The organism is Paracoccus aestuariivivens, from assembly GCF_009711225.1.
Classification (GTDB): Bacteria; Pseudomonadota; Alphaproteobacteria; order Rhodobacterales; family Rhodobacteraceae; genus Paracoccus; species Paracoccus aestuariivivens.
In genome coordinates this window covers 1-20,288 of the sequence record NZ_WMIE01000028.1, presented here as the reverse complement: position 1 = coordinate 20,288, position 20,288 = coordinate 1, and the positions used below count along the sequence as shown (strand labels likewise).

Genomic DNA, 20,288 nt, shown 5'->3' with positions numbered 1-20,288 from the left:
ACCTATTCAGATCATGTTGCTGCCAGCGATGAGGGACGGAAAAATGAGCAATCGCATCGAGACCGATATTAACCGTCTACTCTCGACACTACGCGATCTCGCCAGGCAAGGAAGACGACTCGTGGCTGTCGCCGGGCCTCCGGGAAGTGGGAAGTCGACCTTGTGCGAAGCCATCGCCGAGACGCTGAACCGTGAGAGCCTAGGATTAGCTGCCATCGTGCCGATGGACGGGTTTCATTACGACGATGCCATTCTGCGCGCCCGCGGGACGCTCGCCCGTAAGGGTGCGCCCATCACCTTCGACGTCGGCGGTCTCGCCGCGTTGCTGGCACGCCTGCGCGCCAATCTAGAGAGCGAAATCGCTGTGCCGGTTTTCGATCGCGATCTGGAAATCTCTCGTGCCGGGGCAAGGCTGATCCCCGCAGAGACGCCGCTTTTGCTGGTCGAGGGTAACTATCTGCTGCTGGACGCCCCGCCCTGGATAAATCTGGCGCAGCTTTTCGACCTGACAGTAGCCCTGCAAGTCCCCCGCGACGAACTCATGCGGCGCCTGATACAGCGATGGCTGGATCAGGGCATGGAGCGATCTTTTGCCGAGGGTAAGGTCGTCGAGAACGACCTTCCTAACGCTGACTTGGTCTTGGCTCACTCACGACCTGCCGAACTCGTCATTGGCTCGCATAAGGTATGAAAGGGCCTTTCGACCAGCATGCGCGCCAAACCTGTTCAGCTAAGTTCCTATTGATCGGCAGGTTCATAAGCTCGCCCCCAAAAAACGGGACCTCCATCTTGTTTGGGCATGCTGGAAATAGGATGGGCCCTTTGCCTGTCAGGCTCCCTTTCGGTGAAATAACCGCCCCAGAGATCGAAAGCGACGACTTGGGCATTGCGGTATGCGATGGCGGACCGTTGATAACGTTGGGTACCGAAGATCATTTGAATCTGGTCGTGAGTGCCGAGGAACCTCTGGGTCTGCCGGAGGAGACTTTTGCCGGCCCATCAGCTTTTCACGTTGGTCTGTGCGATCCTTCAATCCGGTTGTTGAGCCCCTTGCGCGCGCGATGATCCGTACCCGGTGCAAGGTCGCGGATCGGCTTGAAATAGCTGCGCAGTTTGCCCGAGTCCATGACGCGTGGCTCGCCAAACCGAGCGATCAGACTTGTCAGGAAGCGCCTTGCTGTCGTGGCACTCCGCTGTGGCTGAACGAGAATGTCGAGGACATTCCCGCTCGCGACCACCGCCCGCCAGAGCCGGTATTTCCGGCCTCAGATGGGATGGCCACTTCACCCAGTTGCAATTTGTCGGTGGCGGCGGGCCTGTCGCGCCTGATGCAGCCGGTAAAATGGCAGCCAACGCCTAACCGGGCCCCGTAACGCGAACAAACTGGCAATCCCCATGAACTCAAAGCGAAAGGGCCCTTATGACCACAACCCAGTTTGTATGATAAAGCCGATCCGATATAGAAAACGGCGACCGAAATACCGGATCGCCGCACAGTGTTTTTGTGCTCGGGTTACTTCAGCAGGTCTGCCGCTTTCCCCATAACTTCCACGATCTTGTTGGTTTCAGAATCCACCAGAACCACGCGGTCGTTGACGACTCGATAATCGCGCCCGGCACCTGGTTTGGCCATGCTCCGGGTGTCAGCCGATTTCAACGAGCGTCCCTGCTTGGCATCCTCGCCGCGCTTCGGAACGCTGACTTGCGCCACTTTGGACTGTGATTTTCTCTCCTCCACACGGTTGCCGTCGGCCTTACCCTGCATTGACTGCTCGCGTTTTTGCGGTTGCGCATGATTGGCACAATTTCGATCCTGCTGGCTGCATTGGCTTTGCTGAACAGGTGCAGCCATAGCCGAACCCGACATTGCAATCGTCAACGTGACCGCTACCGAATTCAGAAAATTTTGCATTTCATTGTCCTCATCTAGACAGACTGGTTTTGATGGAATTAGCGCATATCCGGGGCTGGCATTTCCGGACCTACATGATGCGGTATCTGCCGAATTGGACCGCTCCAATGTTCGACTTGAGGCCAGTCGGGACCGCCATGAGGAAACGGGCCATGCGGTTTCTGATGAAAGCTGGGCTCGATCCACGCAAGCCGCTCGATCTGATCGGGATCCAGGCTGCTTCGCAAAGCACTGACGGCATTCAACAAGGTACGTGCCTTTTCGGACTGGTTAAGTGCATTCTGGGCCAGAACTTCACTCATCAGACGTTTGGGCATCTGACCGTTCGGATCGGCTGATGGCGCTTTGTCATCTGCAACGAAGGGAACCGGCGCGAACTTCAGCAAAGCTTGGCAATAGTCTCGCCAAGCTGGTTCTTGTTCTGTGGTGATACCTAGGTAGATTTCGGCTGCGGCCAGTCTTTCGGCTAGGCGCATCTCAGGCATTGCATCACGCGGCATCTGCCAAGGAACGTGCTCGGAGCCACTTGGAGGATTCTCGAATTGGGCTGAAATATCCAGCCGAGGCGGGACACTCTGTTGCGCAAAAACAGGTGCTGCCGTCACCGCCAATAGGGCGGCAACGAGCAGATGGCTCGTCGGTTTTTGGGGCATGGGAAACTTCTTTTTCCAGTTACTGTCCCGACGAGACTACCCCCGGAGTTTTTCCCGTTTAGGTCCTGTGAGTAACAATCGGTTTCCAGAAAGGGCCAATTTGTAAACGAAAGCGGTGCGGTCGTAATCGACAAGATGATTTCGCATTATCGCTGAGCAACTTGATCCACGTGCTGCAGCTCAATTGGCTCGGAGGCTCCGGTTCGTGGCGCTGCTTGATCTGATCGGCGATTGTCGTTTGCCGTCGACTCAGGATGGAGAGGGCCGTGAAAAAGGCGTTCCGTCGCAAAGCCGCGCCATTGGCCCTCAAGTTAGCCGCGCGGTAAGAACAATGCGCGTCGGATCAGTTCCTTACATACTGTGCCGGCACGACAGAAACGATCGTTCCGTTGGCGGAGACCAGCAGGAACGCTCCGGTTTCCAGAACCCAACGCTGATCCTTTTCCGGCTCATCCAGCGCGTGATTGTGATAATCGACGACAAGGCCGCCCGAAGAATAGTTCATCCCCGGCTGGTAGGGCGTGTCGACCTTGATGCCCTCTGGATAGCGATAGATGTGCGCCATCGGCTCATCAGAGCCACATGCGCATAGAAGCACCACAACGATCAGCGGCAAAAGTTTCAATTCAGGTCCTTTCGGCAGCGAAAGTCAGTCAGCCGAACAGCAATGCTGACGGGCAGATCCAACGGTTTGATGGTGTGATGGTCTAGTGCGAGGCGGGCTTTTCCACGCCGCGCCTGAACAGCCGTGCCAAGGCATGCTCGAAATCGTCGATAAAGGTGTAGACGACCGGAATCACCACGAGGCTGAGCAAGGTCGACGTCATCAGCCCGCCGATCACCACTGCGCCCATCGGCTGGCGGAAGCTCGGATCGCCCGAGATCAGACTAAGCGCGGCGGGGGCCATACCTCCGGCCATCGCAACCGTCGTCATGATGATCGGACGGGCGCGCTTGTGACAGGCATCAACCAGCGCGTCGAAACGGCTCATCCCTTCGCGGCGCGCGGTGATCGCATATTCCACCAGTAGGATCGAGTTTTTCGACACGATCCCCATCAGCAAAAGCAACCCGATCACAGCGGGCATCGAAAAACTCGTCCCCGAAATCACCAGCGGCAACAGAGCCCCGCCAAGGGCCAGCGGCAGCGCCATCAGGATTGTCAGCGGTTGCAGGAAATCATGGAACAGCAGCACCAGCACCGCGTAGATGCAGAAGATCCCGATCGCCATGGCGGTCGCGAATGAGGTAAAAAGCTCTGTCTGACGTTTGATATCACCCTGTTCGACGTCATGAACGCCCGCAGGCATATTGCGATTGGCGTCCAGCGCCTTCACCTCGGCCATCACATCCGACAGGTTGCGGCCGTTCAACTCGACGGTGATCGTCACATTGCGCTTGCGGTCGAGGCGGTTGATTTCGGACGGGGCCGAACCCATCGAGATATCCGCTATCGCGCCCAGCGTGACGTTTTCGCTCGCGCCCGCGACGGGGATAAGGGCGATGCGGTCCAAGGTCTCGCGGTTCGTCTCGTCCAGCATGACGCGGATCGCGACTTGCCGCTCGGGCAGATTCAGTTTGGACAATGCCGCGTCATAGGCCCCAGCCGTCGCGATGCGGATCGCGTCCGATATCGCGCGCGAGGTCACCCCCATCGAGGCGGCGCGGGCCAGATCGGGCGTGATCACCACCGCAGGGCTTTGGATGGCGGCGGATGAGGTGACATTGCCTAGGCCGGGAAGGGTGCGGATCTGGGCCTCAAGGGCCGAGGCGGCGGTTTCCAGCGCCTCGGCATTGTCGCCCGCCAGTGCCACTTGCAACTCGGTGCCATTGCCGCCTGAACCAACCTCGACGCGGACGCCGGGGATGGCGGTCAGAGCGTTGCGCAACTCGCCCTCGATCTGGGACTGCTTCATGTCGCGGTCGTCGATGGGCGTCAGGTTCACGACCAAAGTGGCGGTATTGACGGCATCCGAACTGCCGCCGCCCATGCCCCCTGTCGAGGCTGTTCCGGTTGCCTGAAAGACGCTCGTGACATGTTCGACATCCTTGATCGCATCGACGGCGGCCCGCGCCACGGCATCGGTGCGCTCGATGGTCGCGCCCGGTTGCGCCGTGATCGTCACCTGCGTCTGGCTGTTATCCGAGGCAGGGAAAAACCCCGTGGACATATGGCTGACCGCCATTGCCGTGACCACAAAGAAGGCCGCGACCCCCAGAACGGGTATCCAGCGATGCCGCAACACCAACCGGATCAGCGACAGATATTTCCGCATGATCCAGCCATCAGGCTTTTCCTGATGGGTGCTGGTCTTCAGCATATAGGCCGCCATCATCGGCGTGACGAGCCGAGCGACCAGCAGCGAGAACAGCACCGCAACCGCCGCTGTGATCCCGAACTGCTTGAAGATGATGCCCGGAATCCCGTCCATGAAGGCCGTCGGCAGAAACACCGCGACCAGCGAAAAGGTCGTGGCGATGACCGCAAGGCCGATCTCGTCTGCTGCCTCCATCGAGGCGTCATAGGCGGTCTTGCCCATCTGCAAATGGCGCTCGATATTCTCGACCTCGACGATGGCGTCATCGACAAGGATGCCGACGACCAGCGACAAAGCCAGCAGTGTGATCGAGTTCAGCGCGTAGCCCATCAGGTCCATGACCATGAAGGTCGGGATGATCGACAAAGGCAAGGCGACGGCGGCAAGGAAGGTCGCCCGCCAGTCGCGCAGGAACAGAAAGACGACGAAGATCGCGATGATCGCGCCTTCGTAAAGCATATGCATCGAGGCTTCGTAATTCTCGACCGTGGTGGTGATGGTGTTATAGGCCTCGGAAAGCGTGATCTCGGGATGGGCCGCGCCGAATGTGGCCAATGCCTCGCGCACGTCTTCGGTGACGGTGACATCGGAATAGCCCTTGGACCGTTTGACCTGCATTGCGATGACCGGCTTGCCGTTCAGATAGGCCAGCGACGAGCGATCGGCATGGGTGTCGGTCACGTCGCCGATTTCATCCAGCCGCACCCAGCCGCCATTCGGCAGCGGGATCGGAATGGCGCTGAGTTCCTCGACCGTCGCAGCAGCGGCATCGACGCGCAGGGTCTGGTTTTCGCCGCCAACGCGGGCCTCGCCGCCGGAAAGGTCACGCTGCACATCGTCAAGCTGCGCATTCACATCCGAGGCCGTCAGCCGTAGCCCCGACATGATATCCGCATTCAGATGCACGCGAATTTCGCGGTCTATGCCGCCCAATCGGCTGATCTCGCCGACGCCATCGACGGCCATCAGCGCCTGCTCGATGTCATTATCGATCAGCCAGCTAAGCTCGGCTTCGTCAAGCTGGTCCGAACTGACGACATAGGTGATCAGCGGGGAATCGTTCAGTTCGGACTTGGTGACGGTCGGATTCTCCATCCCAGAGGGTAGTTCCGAGATGACCTGATCGACCGCGCTTTTCACCTCGTCCAGCGCGACTTGGGAATCCTTGCCGATATTGAACGAGACATTGATCGAAACCGAGCCATCGGTGATCGTGGTCGTGACCGAGTCCAACTCGGTCAGACCGGTCAATTCGTCCTCGATCTTGCGGGCAACCTCGCTTTCCAACTGACTTGCGGCGGCACCATCCAGAGTCGCCGAGATAGAGATCATCGGCAGGTCCATCTCGGGGAAATTCTGCACATCCAGCCGATTGAAGCCCATCAGGCCCAAGGCGGTCAGCATGACAAAAAGTAGGATCGGCGGAACCGGATTGCGGATCGCCCAAGCCGAGAAATTCATTGGCTTGCCTCCGCATCCTTGGCCGGATTGTTCACAACGTTGACGACCGAGCCTTCGCTGAGAAAGGCTCCGCCTGCCTGCACGATCTGGTCTGTCACTTCGATGCCCGACAGGATCTCGACGCGATCATCATTGCGGCGGCCGATCTCGACCCGTTTGCGGGTAACGGTCGTTGGCTCTGCCCCTTCATTGACCACGAAGACATAGATAAAACCGTCCCGCATCGAGGTGGCCGAAGCGGGCACCGTCAAAGCCTCGGTATCGCCCAAGTTGAAATGGCCCGAAACCATCATGCCGATCTTGGGCATGGGCGCATCGGCGGGCGGGGTCATCGCGCAATAGACAATGACGCGACCCGTCGTTTCCGACGCCGTGGGCGAGATCAGCCGGACCTTGCCCAAAACCTCGGTGCCAATCGGGGTCGGGATGGCGACCTCGGTGCCTTCCTTGATGTGGCCCAGAAAGCGGATCGGCACCTCGGCCTGCCATTCGATCCGGCTTTGGCGGATCAGGCGGAATAATTCGGTCCCGCTGGCGACGACATTGCCCATCGAGGCCGAACGCGAGGAAATCACGCCGTCATCCGGCGCTAGGATCGTCGTACGCTCAAGATCCAGTTGTGTGCTGGCAAGCGCCGCCTTGGCCGAGGCCAGATCGGCATCGGCCTTGCGTTCGGTCACCAGATATTCGGTCACCTGCTGGTCGGAAATCGCGGTGGAATGGCCGCTGCGCAGGGTGCGGGCGCGGTCGGCATCGGCCTTGGCCTGTTCCAGCGCGGCCTCGGCGGATAGCACCGTGGCCTCTTGCTGGATGATGGTGTTTTTCAGCGTGTCCGTGGAAAGCTGGGCCAGAACATCGCCTTTATTGACGACAGAGCCTACATCGCCATTCACGCTTTCGATGCGCTGCCCTCCGGTTTCGGCGGCTATCAGCGCCTCGTGCCAGGCCTGCATCCGGCCATTGGTTTCCAAGCGCACCGGCCAAATTTGGCTTTCGGGCGACGCAATTTCGACGCTGAGCGCGGGCGAGGATTGTGTCGTCTCTTGCGCACCAGCGGCGCCTGTTGCCAAGGACAGCGCCAGCAACAGCGGCGCAAGTCTGCTCGATTTCATTGCCCATCCCCTTGTCATTGCCGCGCCTCGGTCGTCCATCCGCCGCCCATAGCTTTGAACAACGCGATCCATTGTCGGGTTTCCTCTTCGCGCTGCTGGATTTCGGTAATCTGCGCGGTCTGCAGACTGCGTCGGGCCTCTTCACGGGTAATCAGCGTCTCGAACCCGGCACGCCAGCTTTCGTCGATCACCGCGAAATGGCTTTTATAGCCCGCCACGGCGGAACGGGCGCTTGCCCCATTCGCACGCGCGGCGCCGAGTTCGGTCATCGCGCCCTCGATCTCGGCGACTGCCGACAGCACGGTCTTGCGATAGGTCTCGCCCGCAAGAATCGCGCTGGCATTGGCGGTTTTCAGCCCCGCCTTGCGCGCCCCGCCATCAAGGATCGGCAGCGACAGCGCCGGACCGAAGCTCCAGCTTGACGGGTTGGTCAGGGTGACCGAACCGTCCAAGCCCAGCGAGGGGAACAGATCGGCCCGCGCCGCACCCATATCGGCCAGCGCGGACGCGAAGTTCAATTCGGCCTCGATCACATCCGGGCGCTGGCGCAGCGCCTCGGCGGGAACGGTCGCGGCGCGGAAGGCCTTGGCGCGGGGAATGGCACTGCCGCGCGACAGGATCTCGTCGATCTGGGATTGTGAGACCCCCACGATGACCGCCAGTCCTTGTGCCAGCACTCGGCAACTGGCCTTGCCGCTTTGCAGCGAGATCGCCGCAGTCGCGGCATTGGCACTGGCGAGTGCCCCGTCTCCCGATCCGGCCAAGCCCGTCGTCACCAGATCCCCTGTCGCCTTCACGGTGCCCTGCTGTGACCGCAGCGCTTCGCGATAGACAGCCTCGACCTGCTTGCAGGCGCGGTATTGCACATAGCCATCCGCGACCTCGGCCGAGAGGCTGACATAGGAACCTGCATAGGCGACCTCTTCGGCGCGGGCGGAAAGCCGTGATGCCCTTGCCGTCTCACGTGCACGCCCGAACAGATCGATTTCCCACGAGGCATCCAGCGCGGCCGTGCCGACCTTGCGCCTTGGGCTGCCGTCTTCGCGGGACGCGGTGCGCGCGGCGGATCCGGTCAGGGACGGAAACTGGTCTGCGCGGTCCTGATCCGCCACGGCGCGGGCCTGCATGACGCTGGCCGCTGCCGAGCGTAGATCGGGGCTGTTCTGCCGCGCCAGTTGCAGCAATTCGTTCAGTTGCGCGTCGTTCAACTGCGCCCACCAGTTGAAATCGATCGTATTCCCCGCCTGTGGTGCTTGGGTGGCAAATCGGGCCGAGACCATCTGTTTCGGGGCGGGTTCAATGAGCGTCGTCCCGCATGCGGACAGCATGGCAGCCGCCGCAAGGGCGCAAATAGGACGCAGGGGGTGTTTCTTGCGGATCATGCCGGGGTTGTGGCCCGCCGCTTTGTGAAGATGTGTAAAGACAGCGCAAAGAAGGGTAATTTTTCCCCAAGGCCTCGCGGGACACGCTATCACGCAAGACGGAGGCGCTGATGATTTCCGTTCTGCTGATCGACGATGACACCGCTTTGGCCGAATTGCTGGCCGAATATCTTGGACAGGAGGGGTTTGCCGTCAGCCATCTGGCCGATGGCCGGCGTTGTCATGAGGCCATCGCCGAAACCAGAGCCGAGATCGTCGTTCTGGACATCATGATGCCCGGCATCAGCGGAATCGAGGTTCTGCGCCGCATCCGCCGCGAAAGCGCGATCCCCGTGCTGATGTTGACCGCCCGAGGGGATGAGGTGGACCGGATCTCGGGGCTGGATCTGGGCGCGGACGACTATCTGGCGAAGCCCTGCTCTCCGGGTGAGTTGGCGGCGCGCCTGCGGGCGATCCTGCGCAGGTTGGGCGGACGGATGGTGACGAATTCGGCGCCGTTGACGGTCGGCCGGCTTGTCATTGACAGCCAGACACGCAGCGCGCTTTGGCACGGGCGGCCGTTGCAGTTGACCGGGGCCGAGTTCGACCTGCTTGAAATTCTTGCCCAGAACGCGGGCCGCATCGTGTCCCGCCAAGAGCTTTCCGAACAAGGTCTGGGCCGTCCCCTTGCCCCCTATGACCGTTCCATCGACGTGCATCTTTCTGCCGTCAGGCAGAAGATCGCGGCGATCTCTGGCGATGCGGCACCGATCATGACGGTGCGCGGCAAGGGCTACCAACTGGTGGCGACATGAGACAGATGGTCCTGCGCTTCTTCTGGTACATCTGGGGCGCGATCATCGGCACCTCGCTGCTTTTGCTGGTCTTGACGGTCCGCTTGGATCTGCCGCCGCCCGGCCATGTCCCGATCGAAACCGTCCGGCAACTGGTGCAGGCCACCGCCAATATCGGGTCGAACAGCACAGATATCGCCACAACTATCGCCGAAAGCCCCGCGCTGAATGGCCATGTGATCGTGGCGAATGGCGCGGCCTGCGATGGGCCCGGACTCGTCCTGCATCTTACCGATACGCGCTGCATCCTCACCCGTCCGCCATTGGCGCAACTGGGTGGACTAGAGCGGTTCCTGCCCATTCTTACCCCTTTGACGATAGGGATCCTTGTCAGCCTGATCTGCGCCTTGCTGTTGGCGCGACGCTTCGTGCGCCCGATCCGGCGCATCGGCGCGGGGCTGACCGCGCTTTCGCAAGGTGATCTGGACCGTCGCATCGGGCAGGATCTGCACCGCTCGGAGCCCGAGATCGCGGATGTGGGGCGCGCCTTCGACACGGCTGCGGAAAAGCTGCAGGAACTGACCGAAAGCCGCTCGCGGCTGTTTCACGACATATCGCACGAGATCCGCTCTCCGTTGGCGCGCCTGCAGGCGCAGACTGCGCTGCTGCGGCGCAATCCGGCGCGTCTTCCCGCCATGCTTGACAGGATGGATGGCGATATCGGTCGCATCGATCAGCTTGTCGACGAGGTTCTGACCCTTGCCCGCATGGAGCGTGGAACGGCGCAAACCACGCAGCGCGTGGAAATCGACCTGCTGGACATCCTCGACCCCATCATCCGGGACGCCGAATTCGAGGGGCAGGCGCGCGGGATCAGGCTTGAATATTCCGGCCCGCACAACCTGCCTATGGCCGCCGATCCCGAACTTTTGCACCGCGCGATCGAGAACATCATCCGGAATGCCTTGCGCTATGCGCCTGAAGGGGCAACGGTCGAGTTACGGCTTGTCACCCACAGATCAAGCGCCGAGCTGACGATCAGTGACCGGGGCCCGGGGGTGGCCCCCGATCAGATTACGTCGATCTTCCATGCCTTTGTGCGCGACGAATCCCGTGACGGAATTGGTCTTGGGTTGGCGATTGCAGCCAATGTAATCCGCTTGCATGGCGGGACCATCACAGCCAGAAACCGCGACGGCGGGGGACTAACCGTCACATGCGTCCTGCCACTGAGCCATGGTGGATTTGACGAGGGTATTGTCTGAAGTCTTAGCCAACCGAGACATTGTCGACGTCGTCTACATCGACGTCCAGCAACAGCGCGATGACCGTGCCATCCAGCAGGACCTGCACATTGTCGCCATCCTGCACGAAAGTCAGTTCTCCGTCGCCGACGTAATCATCCGACAGGGTAACGGTGATCGTATCGTCGCTGTCCCAAGTGATCTGCGTCACGCCGTCCGAAGAACTGCTCAGGATGATGTCGTCATCGCCGTCGCCCCCGTCAACGATGTCATTTCCGCCCGCATAGATGGTGTCGTCGCCTGATCCGCCCAGAAGGGTATCTGCCGCATCCTCGTCGGAATCGTCTGCCGACAGGATCAGATCATCGCCGCGCTCGCCATTCACATGGACGGTGCCGCCGTAATCCTCGATCTGGTCGTCCCCATATCCGCCGGTGATCGAGTGATTGCCTGAATTGACGGTGATCGTGTCATCGCCATAGCCACCGTCTATCGTGTCATTGCCCTCATCAGCCGCAAGATCGTAGGCCCCGTAAAGGTCGTCGCCATATCCGAGATAGATTTCATCATCGCCCGCATCGGCAGTTACGGTATCGTCGCCATAGCCGGTCCAGACCAGATCATCGCCTGCGCCCGCATCGACAACGTCATCGCCCTCATAGCTCTGGATTGCCTCGTCTGCGGCGGTGCCGGTGATGGTGTCGTCATGCTCGGTGCCCTCTGTCAGTTCGCGACCGCCATAGGGGTCATCATAATCTGCCTCGGGCGAGACGTCGTCGTCGTTCTCGGCCACAAGCGAGCCAAGCCCGACGATGCCGAGCAGGCCCAGCATCAGGAAAATGGTGGAGTTCATATCAGTTCTCGAAATCGGGAATGGGGCAGGGGCCGCATGGTCCCCTGCCGTCGCGAAGGGTTCAGAAGCCGTAGACCAGCGACAGGCCCAGCGTGTTATCCGTGCGGATCGCCCGATCCGAGACATATTCCGAACGGTAAGAGACCCGCGTCGACAAACTGTCTGTCACCTTGAAATTCAGGCCGAATTCATTCGTCGCGGTATCGTTCGTGTCCGAGGTCAGATAGTCGGTGTCATTGGTCAGAAATACCGTGTCGCTGATCCGATGGAAAAACCGTGACGAGACGATGTATCCGGCCTCGGTATTCGACTCAAAACCGATATCGCCCGCCGTGCTGACATTCACCGCCTTGGTGTAGCGCAGACCAAGGCCCGCTTGCAGCCGCCAAGTCGTCTGGTCCGATCCCAGCACGCGATAACCGGGACCAAAGCCTAGGAAGGCGTCGCGTTTCAGCCGTCCGGCCTGATCCGCAATCGCCTCGTCGCTGTCATCCTCGGGGTCGCCGGCCAAGCCGTCCACGGTCAGACGGCCCAAGGCAAAGGCGTAGAAATTGTCGTCGAAGTAATATTGCCCGTCATAGATGGCGTAGGCGTCCTTGGTGTCGGTTCCGCCGCTATCGCTTTCACCATATTCGAGCAGCAGACCAAGCGATTGCGCGAATTGCCCCTGATTATAAGAAAGCCTGCCGGCAAGGCTGAAATCCTGGTTCTCGGCATTGCCGCTGCGGCCCGCATAGGTCATCGCGACCGAGCCGAACAGCCCTTGGCGCAGATTGGGATTGGCAAAGCGTGCTGCGTCGGCCGACCGCGAGAAATCGTCCTGCGCCGCATCCTCGACGTCGTTCAGACGCTCGTTGATGATCGAGATGCCGGTAGCATTCGCGCCAGTGGCTATTTCGGACTGGGCGAGAGCCGGGCCGCTCAAAGCAAGCAGGGCTGCCGCCCAGATGGGCGTTTGTTTTGGGGTCATGTGCTGACCTTTCCTTAGTGGTGGTGGAAACTGCTCGGCGAGGATCAGGCGAGGCGCGAGATCATCCGGTAATCATCGGCATAGGCCCAACGGATCAGTTGGCGCGCGCGCGGGCTGATCCGGACAGGAGAAGGGGTCGAACTGTTCACGGGTCGCAGGAATGGCTGTGCCGCTTCGTCGCCGACAAGGTCGCGCATCGCGTCATGCAGGCGATGAAGCGGAATCGCGTGGCTATAGGCCAGCCTGCCAAGGTGGTGGGCCTGCGGGCGGCAATGCGGGTCCGAAAACAGCATCGCAAACTCGACAAACCTGTCGAAACCCGACGGCTCCTCGCCCATGGCAATCCGGTAGCGCCGCCAGATGTCTTCGCTGTTTCGCTGCTCGATGATCTTGTTGCGGTAAAGGCTTAGCAGGCGCTCCTCGGGGTCGCGCCAGACAAAGGTCGTGGCATCGAAGCGGTGATACCAGCGCGCCCGATGTCGCTGCGCGACGACCGAGATGCGGGTTTCGGGCGGATAGCCCAAGGCGGCCTTGAAGGACGAGCATCCGTTCTTGCGGATATAGGCATAGCGGATGCGTTTTCCGCCCAAGGTCAATGTCAGGTGCAAGTCACCCGGACGCGAGGCTGCGCGATTGTCCAGCCGAGCCGAGAACGCCGTTCTGACAGGCGTGGCGGGAACGGGCAGGGGATGGAAATGGATCGACATTGCGACTCCGATCTTCGTTGCGCGGCGTTTGTCGCCGCTATCGAATCATCGTATAGACCCCGGCTCCTGACCGTTTGCTGAGCGCGTTGTCAGCGTTTCTTCAGCTTGGCGGTGCTAATGCCCGGATCATGCCCCTGAATCGCACCCTGCTTTCCGTTCTGTTGATCGCCGCCCAGTTGATGACGGCGGGCCTTGCCTGTGCGCAGGGTCGCGGTGGGCCCGGCTCAGGCCCTGCCGGTGGGCCGCACGCGGATCGCTCGCCGCACGGGGGCAGGTCTGACCCCCACAATCCGCGCGGTCCGAACAAGCCGGAACTCTCCGATCAGGATGCCGCCCTGATGGCACGCGAAAGCCGCGAGGCCGTGCCGCTTGAGCGCATTGTCGAGACGTTGCGCCGCAGCTCAGTCGGGCAGGTGATCGACGCAGCCCTCATCCGGCGCGGGGGAACACTTTATTATCGGCTGACCGTGCTCGAACCCTCGGGGGATGTACGCGATACCTATTTCATCGCCCGCAGCGGCCAACCGGTGGAGCTTGAATGATGCGAATTCTGGTTGCCGAGGACGATCTGCGGATCGGAAAACGTCTTGAGGCCGCGCTGACCGCCGCCGGTTTTGTCGTCGAGATCGAAGCCGATGGCGAGGATGCATGGCATCGCGGCGAGACCGAGGAATTCGACGCCGTCGTTCTTGATCTGGGCCTTCCGGCCATGGACGGACTGACCGTGCTCAAGGAATGGCGTCGCGCCGGTCGCAACATGCCCGTTCTGATCCTGTCGGCGCGGGGGCAATGGGACGAACGGGTCGAGGGGATCGAGGTCGGGGCCGATGATTACGTCGTCAAACCTTTCCGGATGGAGGAGGTCGTCGCCCGCATCCGCGCCTTGATCCGGCGCGCGGCCGGGCAAGTGACCTCGCGCATCGAAATCGGCGGCGGATTGGTTCTTGATACGCGGTTGATGCAGGTGACCCGCAGCGGTGTGCCTTTACCGCTAACCCCGCAGGAATACCGCCTTCTGGCTTATCTGGCGCATCAAAAGGGGCGGGTCGTCCCGCAACTCGAAATTGTCGAGCATCTTTACGCGCAGGATTTCGAACGGGATTCGAACTCGGTCGAAGTGTTGGTGGGTCGTGTCCGTCGCCGGATCGGCCCCGATATCATCAAGACCCGCCGCGGCTTTGGTTATGTCCTTGGGAGCGACGAGGCATGAGGGTGAATTCCCTCAGGGTCCGGTTGCTGGCCGGGGCGGGGCTGTGGATCTCGCTTGCCCTGCTGCTGACGGGAGCGGCGGTCCTTTATCTGTTTGTCAGCGCGGTCGAACGCTCTGTTCGTGAAGATCTTCAGGCCAATGCCGCGCGCCTGACTGCCCTCATCGATCCGGCAGCACAGGATGTGCGCCTGACCGACCAGCCTGCCGATCCACGCTATGACATCCCGCTAAGCGGGTTTTACTGGCAGATCAGTTCAAACGGGCAGGACACGCTGCGTTCGCGTTCGCTTTGGGATTATCGCATCGAAGCGCCACAATCCCAAGGCGAGGGGCCGATGCATTTCATCGCTGACGGGCCGGATGGCAGCCCGCTATCAGCGATGGTTCTGGACGTGCGTTTTTCGCGCGATGGTGGCGCGCGCCTTTACCAAATCTTTGTCGCACAGGATCGGGCGGTTCTGGATCAGTCGATCTCGCGTTTCGGGCACGATATCTTCATTGCCTTGCTGGTGTTGGGGGCCTCGCTAAGCCTTGCCGCGATGGCGCAGGTCAGCCTTGGTCTGCGGCCCCTGCGTAGCCTGCGCCGCGCCGTCGAAACCATTCGACGCGGCGAGAATAGCCGCTTTGATACCGAAGTCCCCCATGAGGTCGTTCCACTGGTACGCGAGATGAACGCCCTGCTTGAGACCCAGCAGAAGTTGATCGAATTCGCGCGCTCGCGAGCGGCGGATCTGGCGCATGGTCTTAAGACGCCGCTCTCTGCCTTGGGAACGGTTTCGGATCAGCTTCGTGATCGCGGCGATGCCGCGAATGCGGATATGATCGATGAACTGGTCACCGAAATGGGCGAGCGGATCGACTATCAATTACGTCTCTCGCGGTTGCGACAGCGCAGCAGGTCGGTCAAGCTTGACACAGATTTGAACGAGGTTCTTTCCCGTATCGTCGGCGTGATGCGTCGTACTGCGCAAGGGGAGAAGCTTGAATGGGTCATCGATCAGGACGAGGACTTACATCTCGATATCGACCGCAATGATCTGGTCGAGATGCTTGGCATCCTGCTGGAAAACGCCGGCGAATGGGCGGAACGGATTGTCCGCATTCGTTCCGCCAGGTCGGACACATATGTGCGCCTGACAATATCCGATGACAGTGGGAAATTGAGTGAAGCGGACATAAGGGGCTTCACGTCGCAAGGGTTGCGCATGGATAGACGAACAGACGGAAACGGCTTGGGACTGGGAATCGTGCGCGAAATCGTCCACTTGAACGGTGGAAAGCTGGATTTTTCACGCTCTCCGGATTGCGGGCTGCAAATTGCCGTGGACTTGCCGCTGGCGTAATTGGGGCCATGGACATTCGGGATTTCTGCGCGGCGTGATTTCTGCTTCAGCCGTCCCTGCTGCACTTTCATGCTGCTTGATGCAGGTTATCGGGGTGACGTTCAACCTAACGTCGTGTGACCGGATTTTTCCTTATTTCACAAAAGCGTCTTGAATGTTCCGCTGTGGGGATTATAGCGGCTTCGCAATCAAACTGCGGCGCCAGATTCCTTCCAGCCCGTCCGCCTCAAAATGGACAGTGGTATGGACAGGAAACTTCCCGCGCGGCGCCTCGGTGCCCGACTTCTTCTGACAACAGCAATCGGCTTCGGGTTGCCCTTTGGCGCCTTGGCACAGGACAGCACGGTCACTTTGGACCCGGTTACGCTGAACGCGGCGGGCGGGGTCGGTTACGTGGTGCGCAACACCACCGCAGGCACTAAGACCAGCACGCCGCTTGAGGAGACTCCGGCCTCGATCTCGGTCGTGAGCGACGAGCAGATGCGCGATCAGGCAGTCAACTCGGTGGCCGAGGCGCTGCGCTATACCCCCGGTGTGGCGTCGGAATATCGCGGCGCGTCGAACATGTCGGACGAGACCTATATCCGCGGCTTCGGTTATGCACCGCGCTACCTCGAGGGGCTGGCGATCAGCGGGCAGGGGCAGCAGGTCGATCCTTGGTTGCTGAGTTCGGTGGCCGTGGTCAAGGGGCCAGCCTCGTTGCTTTACGGCCAGTCGAGCCCCGGCGGTCTGATCGATATGGAGCTGAAAAAGGCCGATGGAAGCGAAGGCACGCATCTGGGCTTTGATACCGGCACCAATTCGCGCGCGGGCCTGCGTCTGGACATGGCGCGCCGCACTGGGCCGGACCTGTCATGGCGTCTGGTCGGCATGGCCGAGCAGGCCGACACGCAGGAGGAAGGGCTTGAGACCCGCCGCCTGACGCTGGCGCCCTCGGTCCAGTGGAAGCCGACCGATGCGACGACGCTGACCGCCTATGCCTATTACCAGCGCGAGCCCGATGCCGGTTATCGCAACTTCCGCGAGGCGCTCGGCACGCTGGAGCCGACCGATTACGGCTATATCCCGCGCGATTTTCTTGTCGGCGATCCGGATTTCGAGCGCTCGGAACGGACCTCGCATGCGCTTGGCTATACGCTGGAGCATAAAATCTCGCCCGATCTGACCTTCCGCCAAAAGGCGCGGCTTTCGGATGGCGACTGGTATCAGCGCACGCTGGTCTGGGGTTCGCTGGCAGAGGATCAGCGCACGATCAGCCGGACCGTCACGGATTCCTATTCCAAGACAGAACAGGCGCTGATCGACAACCAGCTTGAGTATCGCCTGAACCAAGGCGGAGGCGAGCATGTCATTCTGGGCGGCCTCGATATCGCCTATTCCAAGACCGACAGCCAATCGACCTACGGGCAAGAGGCGAATTCTATCGACTGGCTCAATCCGGTTTACGGCAATGTGGTCGTGACCGGCGATCCGCGCGGCGCGACCGATGGCGTCTCGCGTGTGCGCCAGACCGGGCTTTACCTGCAGGATCAGGCCACCTATGGGCGGCTGCATATTCAGGCGGGCCTGCGCTACGATTGGGCGACGAATGACGATCTGGACAATCTGACCGGTACCCGCAGCACGATCGACAGCGAGGCGCTGAGCGGTCGCCTTGGCCTGCTCTATGAGATGGAGAACGGCTTCGCGCCCTATATCAGCTACTCGACCTCGTTCGAGCCGGTGACGACGGTTCCGACCTCGGGTCAGGACGCGTTCGATCCGACCGAGGGCAAGCAGCTTGAGGTCGGCGTGAAATGGGCCAATGAGGCCGGCACGCTGCTGGTCACCGCCTCAGCCTATGATCTGCGCCAGACCAATGTGTTGAAATATGACGATGCAACCGGCCTTAGCCGTCAGGTCGGCGAGATCCGCTCGCGCGGCTTCGAGATCGAGGGGCAGGGGCAGGTCACCGAGCAATTCTCGCTGGTGGCGGGCTATGCCTATAACGACTCGAAGATCAGCAAGTCGCCGATCGAGGGCGAGGTCGGCACCCATAACGATCGCGTGCCGCTGCATCAGGCCTCGATCTGGGGCAAATATGATTTCGAGAATGGCTGGGATACGGCGCTTGGCCTGCGCTATATCGGTAAAAGCTGGGCGCGCGGCAATGCGTTCGAGGTGCCCGGCGTGACGCTGGTCGATGCCGCCGTCGGCTACGATTTCGCGGCGATGGGCTATGAGGGTGTGCGTGCGCAACTCAATGTCACCAACCTGACGGATGAATTCTACACCGCCTCTTGCGCCAGCGCCTATGCCTGCTTCATCGGCAATGAGCGTCAGGCCAAGCTTTCGGTCGACTACACATGGTAAGGACTGCAACCGTGGCACTTATTGCGTTGATGGTGCAGGCGGGTACGGGGTTCGCCGAAGATCGGCTCGCCCCGGGCGCGCCGCGCCTTGTCGATCTGCCAGCCGGCCAGCCTGTGCAGCTTGGAATCGAGGCCCCGTCCGGCAGCTATCTGGTCGGTCGTATCGAGGCTGGCTCAGACAAGATCGATGCCAACATTCTGGCTGGCGACGGATCACATTTCCGGCAACTTGCTCGTGCAGGGCATGGGTCGATCCGGCTTTACGTAGTGAGCGAAGGCCCGCGCATGTTTCTGGAACTGAGTTCCGAGGCTGGCGGCAGGGCCGAGGTCGCGCTGGACCAACTGGTCCCGCCCGAGGCCCAGATCGCCCCGGATATGGACTATCTTAGCCCGCGCATGAGTGCTCTGTCCAAGGCCTTGGCCAAGGGCGCAGACACCGCCGATTTCTGGGCGACCGTGGCCAATGAGGGCACACCGCTGGTCGAGCCGGACGGCGAGGGGCAATCCATCGTCACCTTCCTTTGGCGGGGGGCGAAGCGGAATGCGCGGCTGTTTGGCGGACCTTCCAGCGATCACGATTGGCTGGAACGGCTGGGCGACAGCGATGTCTGGTACAAAAGCTTCCGCGTGCCGAATGATACGCGTCTATCCTATAAGATCGCGCCGGATGTTCCTGTGCCTGAAGGCGATGCCTGGACAAGGCGTGTGGCGATTCTGGCCACCGCGCAAGTCGATCCGTTGAACCGCCAGCCTTGGCCGGAAATCGCGCCGGACCGCTTCAACCAACAGTCGGTATTGGTCTTGCCCGATGCGCCCGAGCAGCCCGGCACCCCGCCTTTGCCCGAAGCTGCGCCGGCATTCCAGCGCTTCACTTTCACGAGCCCCCGCCTTGGCAATAGCCGCGAAATCGTACTCTCCCATCCCCAGAACTTCGACCCTGCCGATCCCGAACTGGTCGTCGCGCTGATCTTTGACGGCGAACGTGCGATTTCTGACATGAAAGCCCCGCATATGCTGGACAGCCTGACCCGTCAGGGTCGGTTGCCTCCGGTTCTGTCGGTGTTCATCCCCTCGATCGACTCGGAAACCCGCGCCCGCGAACTGCCCGGCAATGCCGATTTTGCTGATGTTCTGGCTGGAGAACTGCTGCCCCAAATTCTCAACCGGACGGGCATTCCCCCCGATCCGCAGCGTACGGTGCTGGCAGGCGCAAGCTATGGCGGGCTGGGCGCGGCAACCATCGCAATCCGACACCCCGAGGCTTTCGGCAATGCGCTTTCAATGTCGGGGTCATTCTGGTGGGCGCCGAAAGGGGCCAAAACCGATGGTACCCCCTATGTCGCGGCGCAGATTGCCGAGGCCAAGCCTCTGCCGATCCGCTTCTTCCTGTCCGCAGGCAGTTTCGAAACCTCGCGCGGGGATAGCGATGGTATCCTGCAGACGTCACGTATCTTGCGCGACACGTTGCGGCTGCGCGGCTACGACGCCGCTTGGCGTGAATATGCGGCCGGGCATGACTATCTGGTCTGGCGAGGTGCATTGGCCGACGGACTGATCGCACTATTTGGTGGGCGGCCCTGAAGTTAGAGACCCGCTCCTGAGGATGCGGTTCCCAGGGGTAGGTTTACGCGGGATTCGTCCGTCCTGCGATGCCAGGCTGGTGTCGATCTAACGCCTACTTCTCCATCGGCCAGCGCCGCGGCGCTATCGCCACTGGGCAAAGATTGTGGAAATCATATCTAAAATAAAATCCACCCAGCTATAAGACCGTTAGCAACCATTCAGAATTGTCCCATTCCCGGCCATTCAAAAATGTCCTTGGGCGGGGCACTGGCTGGCAGCAGGGCAGCGCTCGACCCGGTCGCGGATTCTGGAATCGCGGACCAGCTTGCGTCGACGGGTCCGGCGCGCATCGCAGCGGCTCTGCGCCACGACGCACCAGTAGCCGCTGAGCTTCGGGCTCTCGCTGTCGTGGAAATGGTTGCGCTTGAGTTCGCGC

The 20,288-nt window shown here is 61.0% G+C and carries 17 protein-coding genes and 2 pseudogenes; 8 read left to right on the top strand and 11 right to left on the bottom strand.

Going from position 1 to position 20,288, the window contains the following annotated elements; all coding sequences use genetic code 11:
- The first annotated feature begins 43 nt into the window (after nucleotides 1-43).
- A complete protein-coding gene (locus GL286_RS20715) occupies nucleotides 44-691 on the top strand; it encodes an AAA family ATPase (RefSeq protein ID WP_155097475.1) in 648 nt (215 codons plus the stop codon).
- A 149-nt stretch (nucleotides 692-840) separates the two neighbouring features.
- On the opposite strand, the pseudogene GL286_RS20710 reads toward GL286_RS20715, so the two are convergent.
- The 7 genes and pseudogenes from GL286_RS20710 to GL286_RS20680 form a co-directional block, all read right to left on the bottom strand.
- Nucleotides 841-1,384, bottom strand: a pseudogene (locus GL286_RS20710) (DDE-type integrase/transposase/recombinase); the annotation flags it as partial.
- A 129-nt stretch (nucleotides 1,385-1,513) separates the two neighbouring features.
- The gene (locus tag GL286_RS20705; protein WP_155097474.1) at nucleotides 1,514-1,912 is read right to left on the bottom strand and encodes a hypothetical protein; all 399 of its coding nucleotides are present in this window, start codon (nucleotides 1,910-1,912) and stop codon (nucleotides 1,514-1,516) included.
- Nucleotides 1,913-1,950: 38 nt separating this feature from the next.
- On the bottom strand, nucleotides 1,951-2,565 hold the full coding sequence (locus GL286_RS20700; RefSeq protein WP_155097473.1) for a hypothetical protein: 615 nt from the start codon (nucleotides 2,563-2,565) through the stop codon (nucleotides 1,951-1,953).
- A 343-nt stretch (nucleotides 2,566-2,908) separates the two neighbouring features.
- Nucleotides 2,909-3,190: an RcnB family protein gene (locus tag GL286_RS20695; RefSeq protein ID WP_155097472.1), complete on the bottom strand. Its 282-nt coding sequence runs from the start codon at nucleotides 3,188-3,190 to the stop codon at nucleotides 2,909-2,911.
- An 82-nt stretch (nucleotides 3,191-3,272) separates the two neighbouring features.
- Nucleotides 3,273-6,344 carry an efflux RND transporter permease subunit gene (locus tag GL286_RS20690; RefSeq protein ID WP_155097471.1) on the bottom strand — a complete coding sequence of 1,024 codons (3,072 nt, stop codon included), beginning with the start codon at nucleotides 6,342-6,344 and terminating at the stop codon, nucleotides 3,273-3,275.
- Entirely contained in the window at nucleotides 6,341-7,456 is a 1,116-nt protein-coding gene (locus GL286_RS20685; RefSeq protein ID WP_155097470.1) for an efflux RND transporter periplasmic adaptor subunit, read from the bottom strand. Before GL286_RS20685 ends, GL286_RS20690 begins: the two co-directional genes overlap by 4 nt.
- A gap of 14 nt (nucleotides 7,457-7,470) precedes the next feature.
- Nucleotides 7,471-8,784 carry an efflux transporter outer membrane subunit gene (locus GL286_RS20680; protein ID WP_170295339.1) on the bottom strand — a complete coding sequence of 438 codons (1,314 nt, stop codon included), beginning with the start codon at nucleotides 8,782-8,784 and terminating at the stop codon, nucleotides 7,471-7,473.
- A gap of 164 nt (nucleotides 8,785-8,948) precedes the next feature.
- On the opposite strand from GL286_RS20680, the gene GL286_RS20675 reads away from it, so the two are divergent.
- Nucleotides 8,949-9,632 (top strand): response regulator transcription factor, encoded by a 684-nt coding sequence (locus GL286_RS20675; protein WP_155097468.1) that lies wholly within the window; start codon nucleotides 8,949-8,951, stop codon nucleotides 9,630-9,632.
- Nucleotides 9,629-10,876 (top strand): HAMP domain-containing sensor histidine kinase, encoded by a 1,248-nt coding sequence (locus GL286_RS20670; protein WP_155097467.1) that lies wholly within the window; start codon nucleotides 9,629-9,631, stop codon nucleotides 10,874-10,876. The genes GL286_RS20675 and GL286_RS20670 overlap by 4 nt, the downstream gene beginning before the upstream one ends.
- Before the next feature lie 4 nt (nucleotides 10,877-10,880).
- Here GL286_RS20670 and GL286_RS20665 read toward each other — a convergent pair whose 3' ends face one another.
- The 3 genes from GL286_RS20665 to GL286_RS20655 form a co-directional block, all read right to left on the bottom strand.
- Nucleotides 10,881-11,708, bottom strand: a complete 828-nt coding sequence (locus tag GL286_RS20665) for a calcium-binding protein (protein WP_155097466.1) — start codon at nucleotides 11,706-11,708, stop codon at nucleotides 10,881-10,883.
- Nucleotides 11,709-11,769: 61 nt separating this feature from the next.
- Nucleotides 11,770-12,678 (bottom strand): DUF481 domain-containing protein, encoded by a 909-nt coding sequence (locus GL286_RS20660; RefSeq protein WP_155097465.1) that lies wholly within the window; start codon nucleotides 12,676-12,678, stop codon nucleotides 11,770-11,772.
- A 44-nt stretch (nucleotides 12,679-12,722) separates the two neighbouring features.
- A complete protein-coding gene (locus tag GL286_RS20655) occupies nucleotides 12,723-13,385 on the bottom strand; it encodes a sulfotransferase family 2 domain-containing protein (protein WP_155097464.1) in 663 nt (220 codons plus the stop codon).
- Between the two features lie 128 nt (nucleotides 13,386-13,513).
- On the opposite strand from GL286_RS20655, the gene GL286_RS20650 reads away from it, so the two are divergent.
- The 5 genes from GL286_RS20650 (at nucleotide 13,514) to fes (ending at nucleotide 19,870) form a co-directional block, all read left to right on the top strand.
- A complete protein-coding gene (locus GL286_RS20650) occupies nucleotides 13,514-13,927 on the top strand; it encodes a PepSY domain-containing protein (RefSeq protein WP_155097463.1) in 414 nt (137 codons plus the stop codon).
- Nucleotides 13,927-14,595 (top strand): response regulator transcription factor, encoded by a 669-nt coding sequence (locus tag GL286_RS20645; protein ID WP_155097480.1) that lies wholly within the window; start codon nucleotides 13,927-13,929, stop codon nucleotides 14,593-14,595. Before GL286_RS20650 ends, GL286_RS20645 begins: the two co-directional genes overlap by 1 nt.
- Nucleotides 14,592-15,938: a sensor histidine kinase gene (locus tag GL286_RS20640; protein WP_155097462.1), complete on the top strand. Its 1,347-nt coding sequence runs from the start codon at nucleotides 14,592-14,594 to the stop codon at nucleotides 15,936-15,938. Before GL286_RS20645 ends, GL286_RS20640 begins: the two co-directional genes overlap by 4 nt.
- A gap of 243 nt (nucleotides 15,939-16,181) precedes the next feature.
- Complete coding sequence (locus GL286_RS20635) at nucleotides 16,182-18,290, top strand: TonB-dependent siderophore receptor (protein WP_170295338.1); 2,109 nt, start codon at nucleotides 16,182-16,184, stop codon at nucleotides 18,288-18,290.
- 11 nt (nucleotides 18,291-18,301) lie between these two features.
- Nucleotides 18,302-19,870, top strand: a complete 1,569-nt coding sequence (gene fes / locus GL286_RS20630; protein ID WP_170295337.1) for an enterochelin esterase — start codon at nucleotides 18,302-18,304, stop codon at nucleotides 19,868-19,870.
- A gap of 225 nt (nucleotides 19,871-20,095) precedes the next feature.
- On the opposite strand, the pseudogene GL286_RS22380 reads toward fes, so the two are convergent.
- A pseudogene (locus tag GL286_RS22380) lies at nucleotides 20,096-20,288 on the bottom strand (IS30 family transposase); the annotation flags it as partial.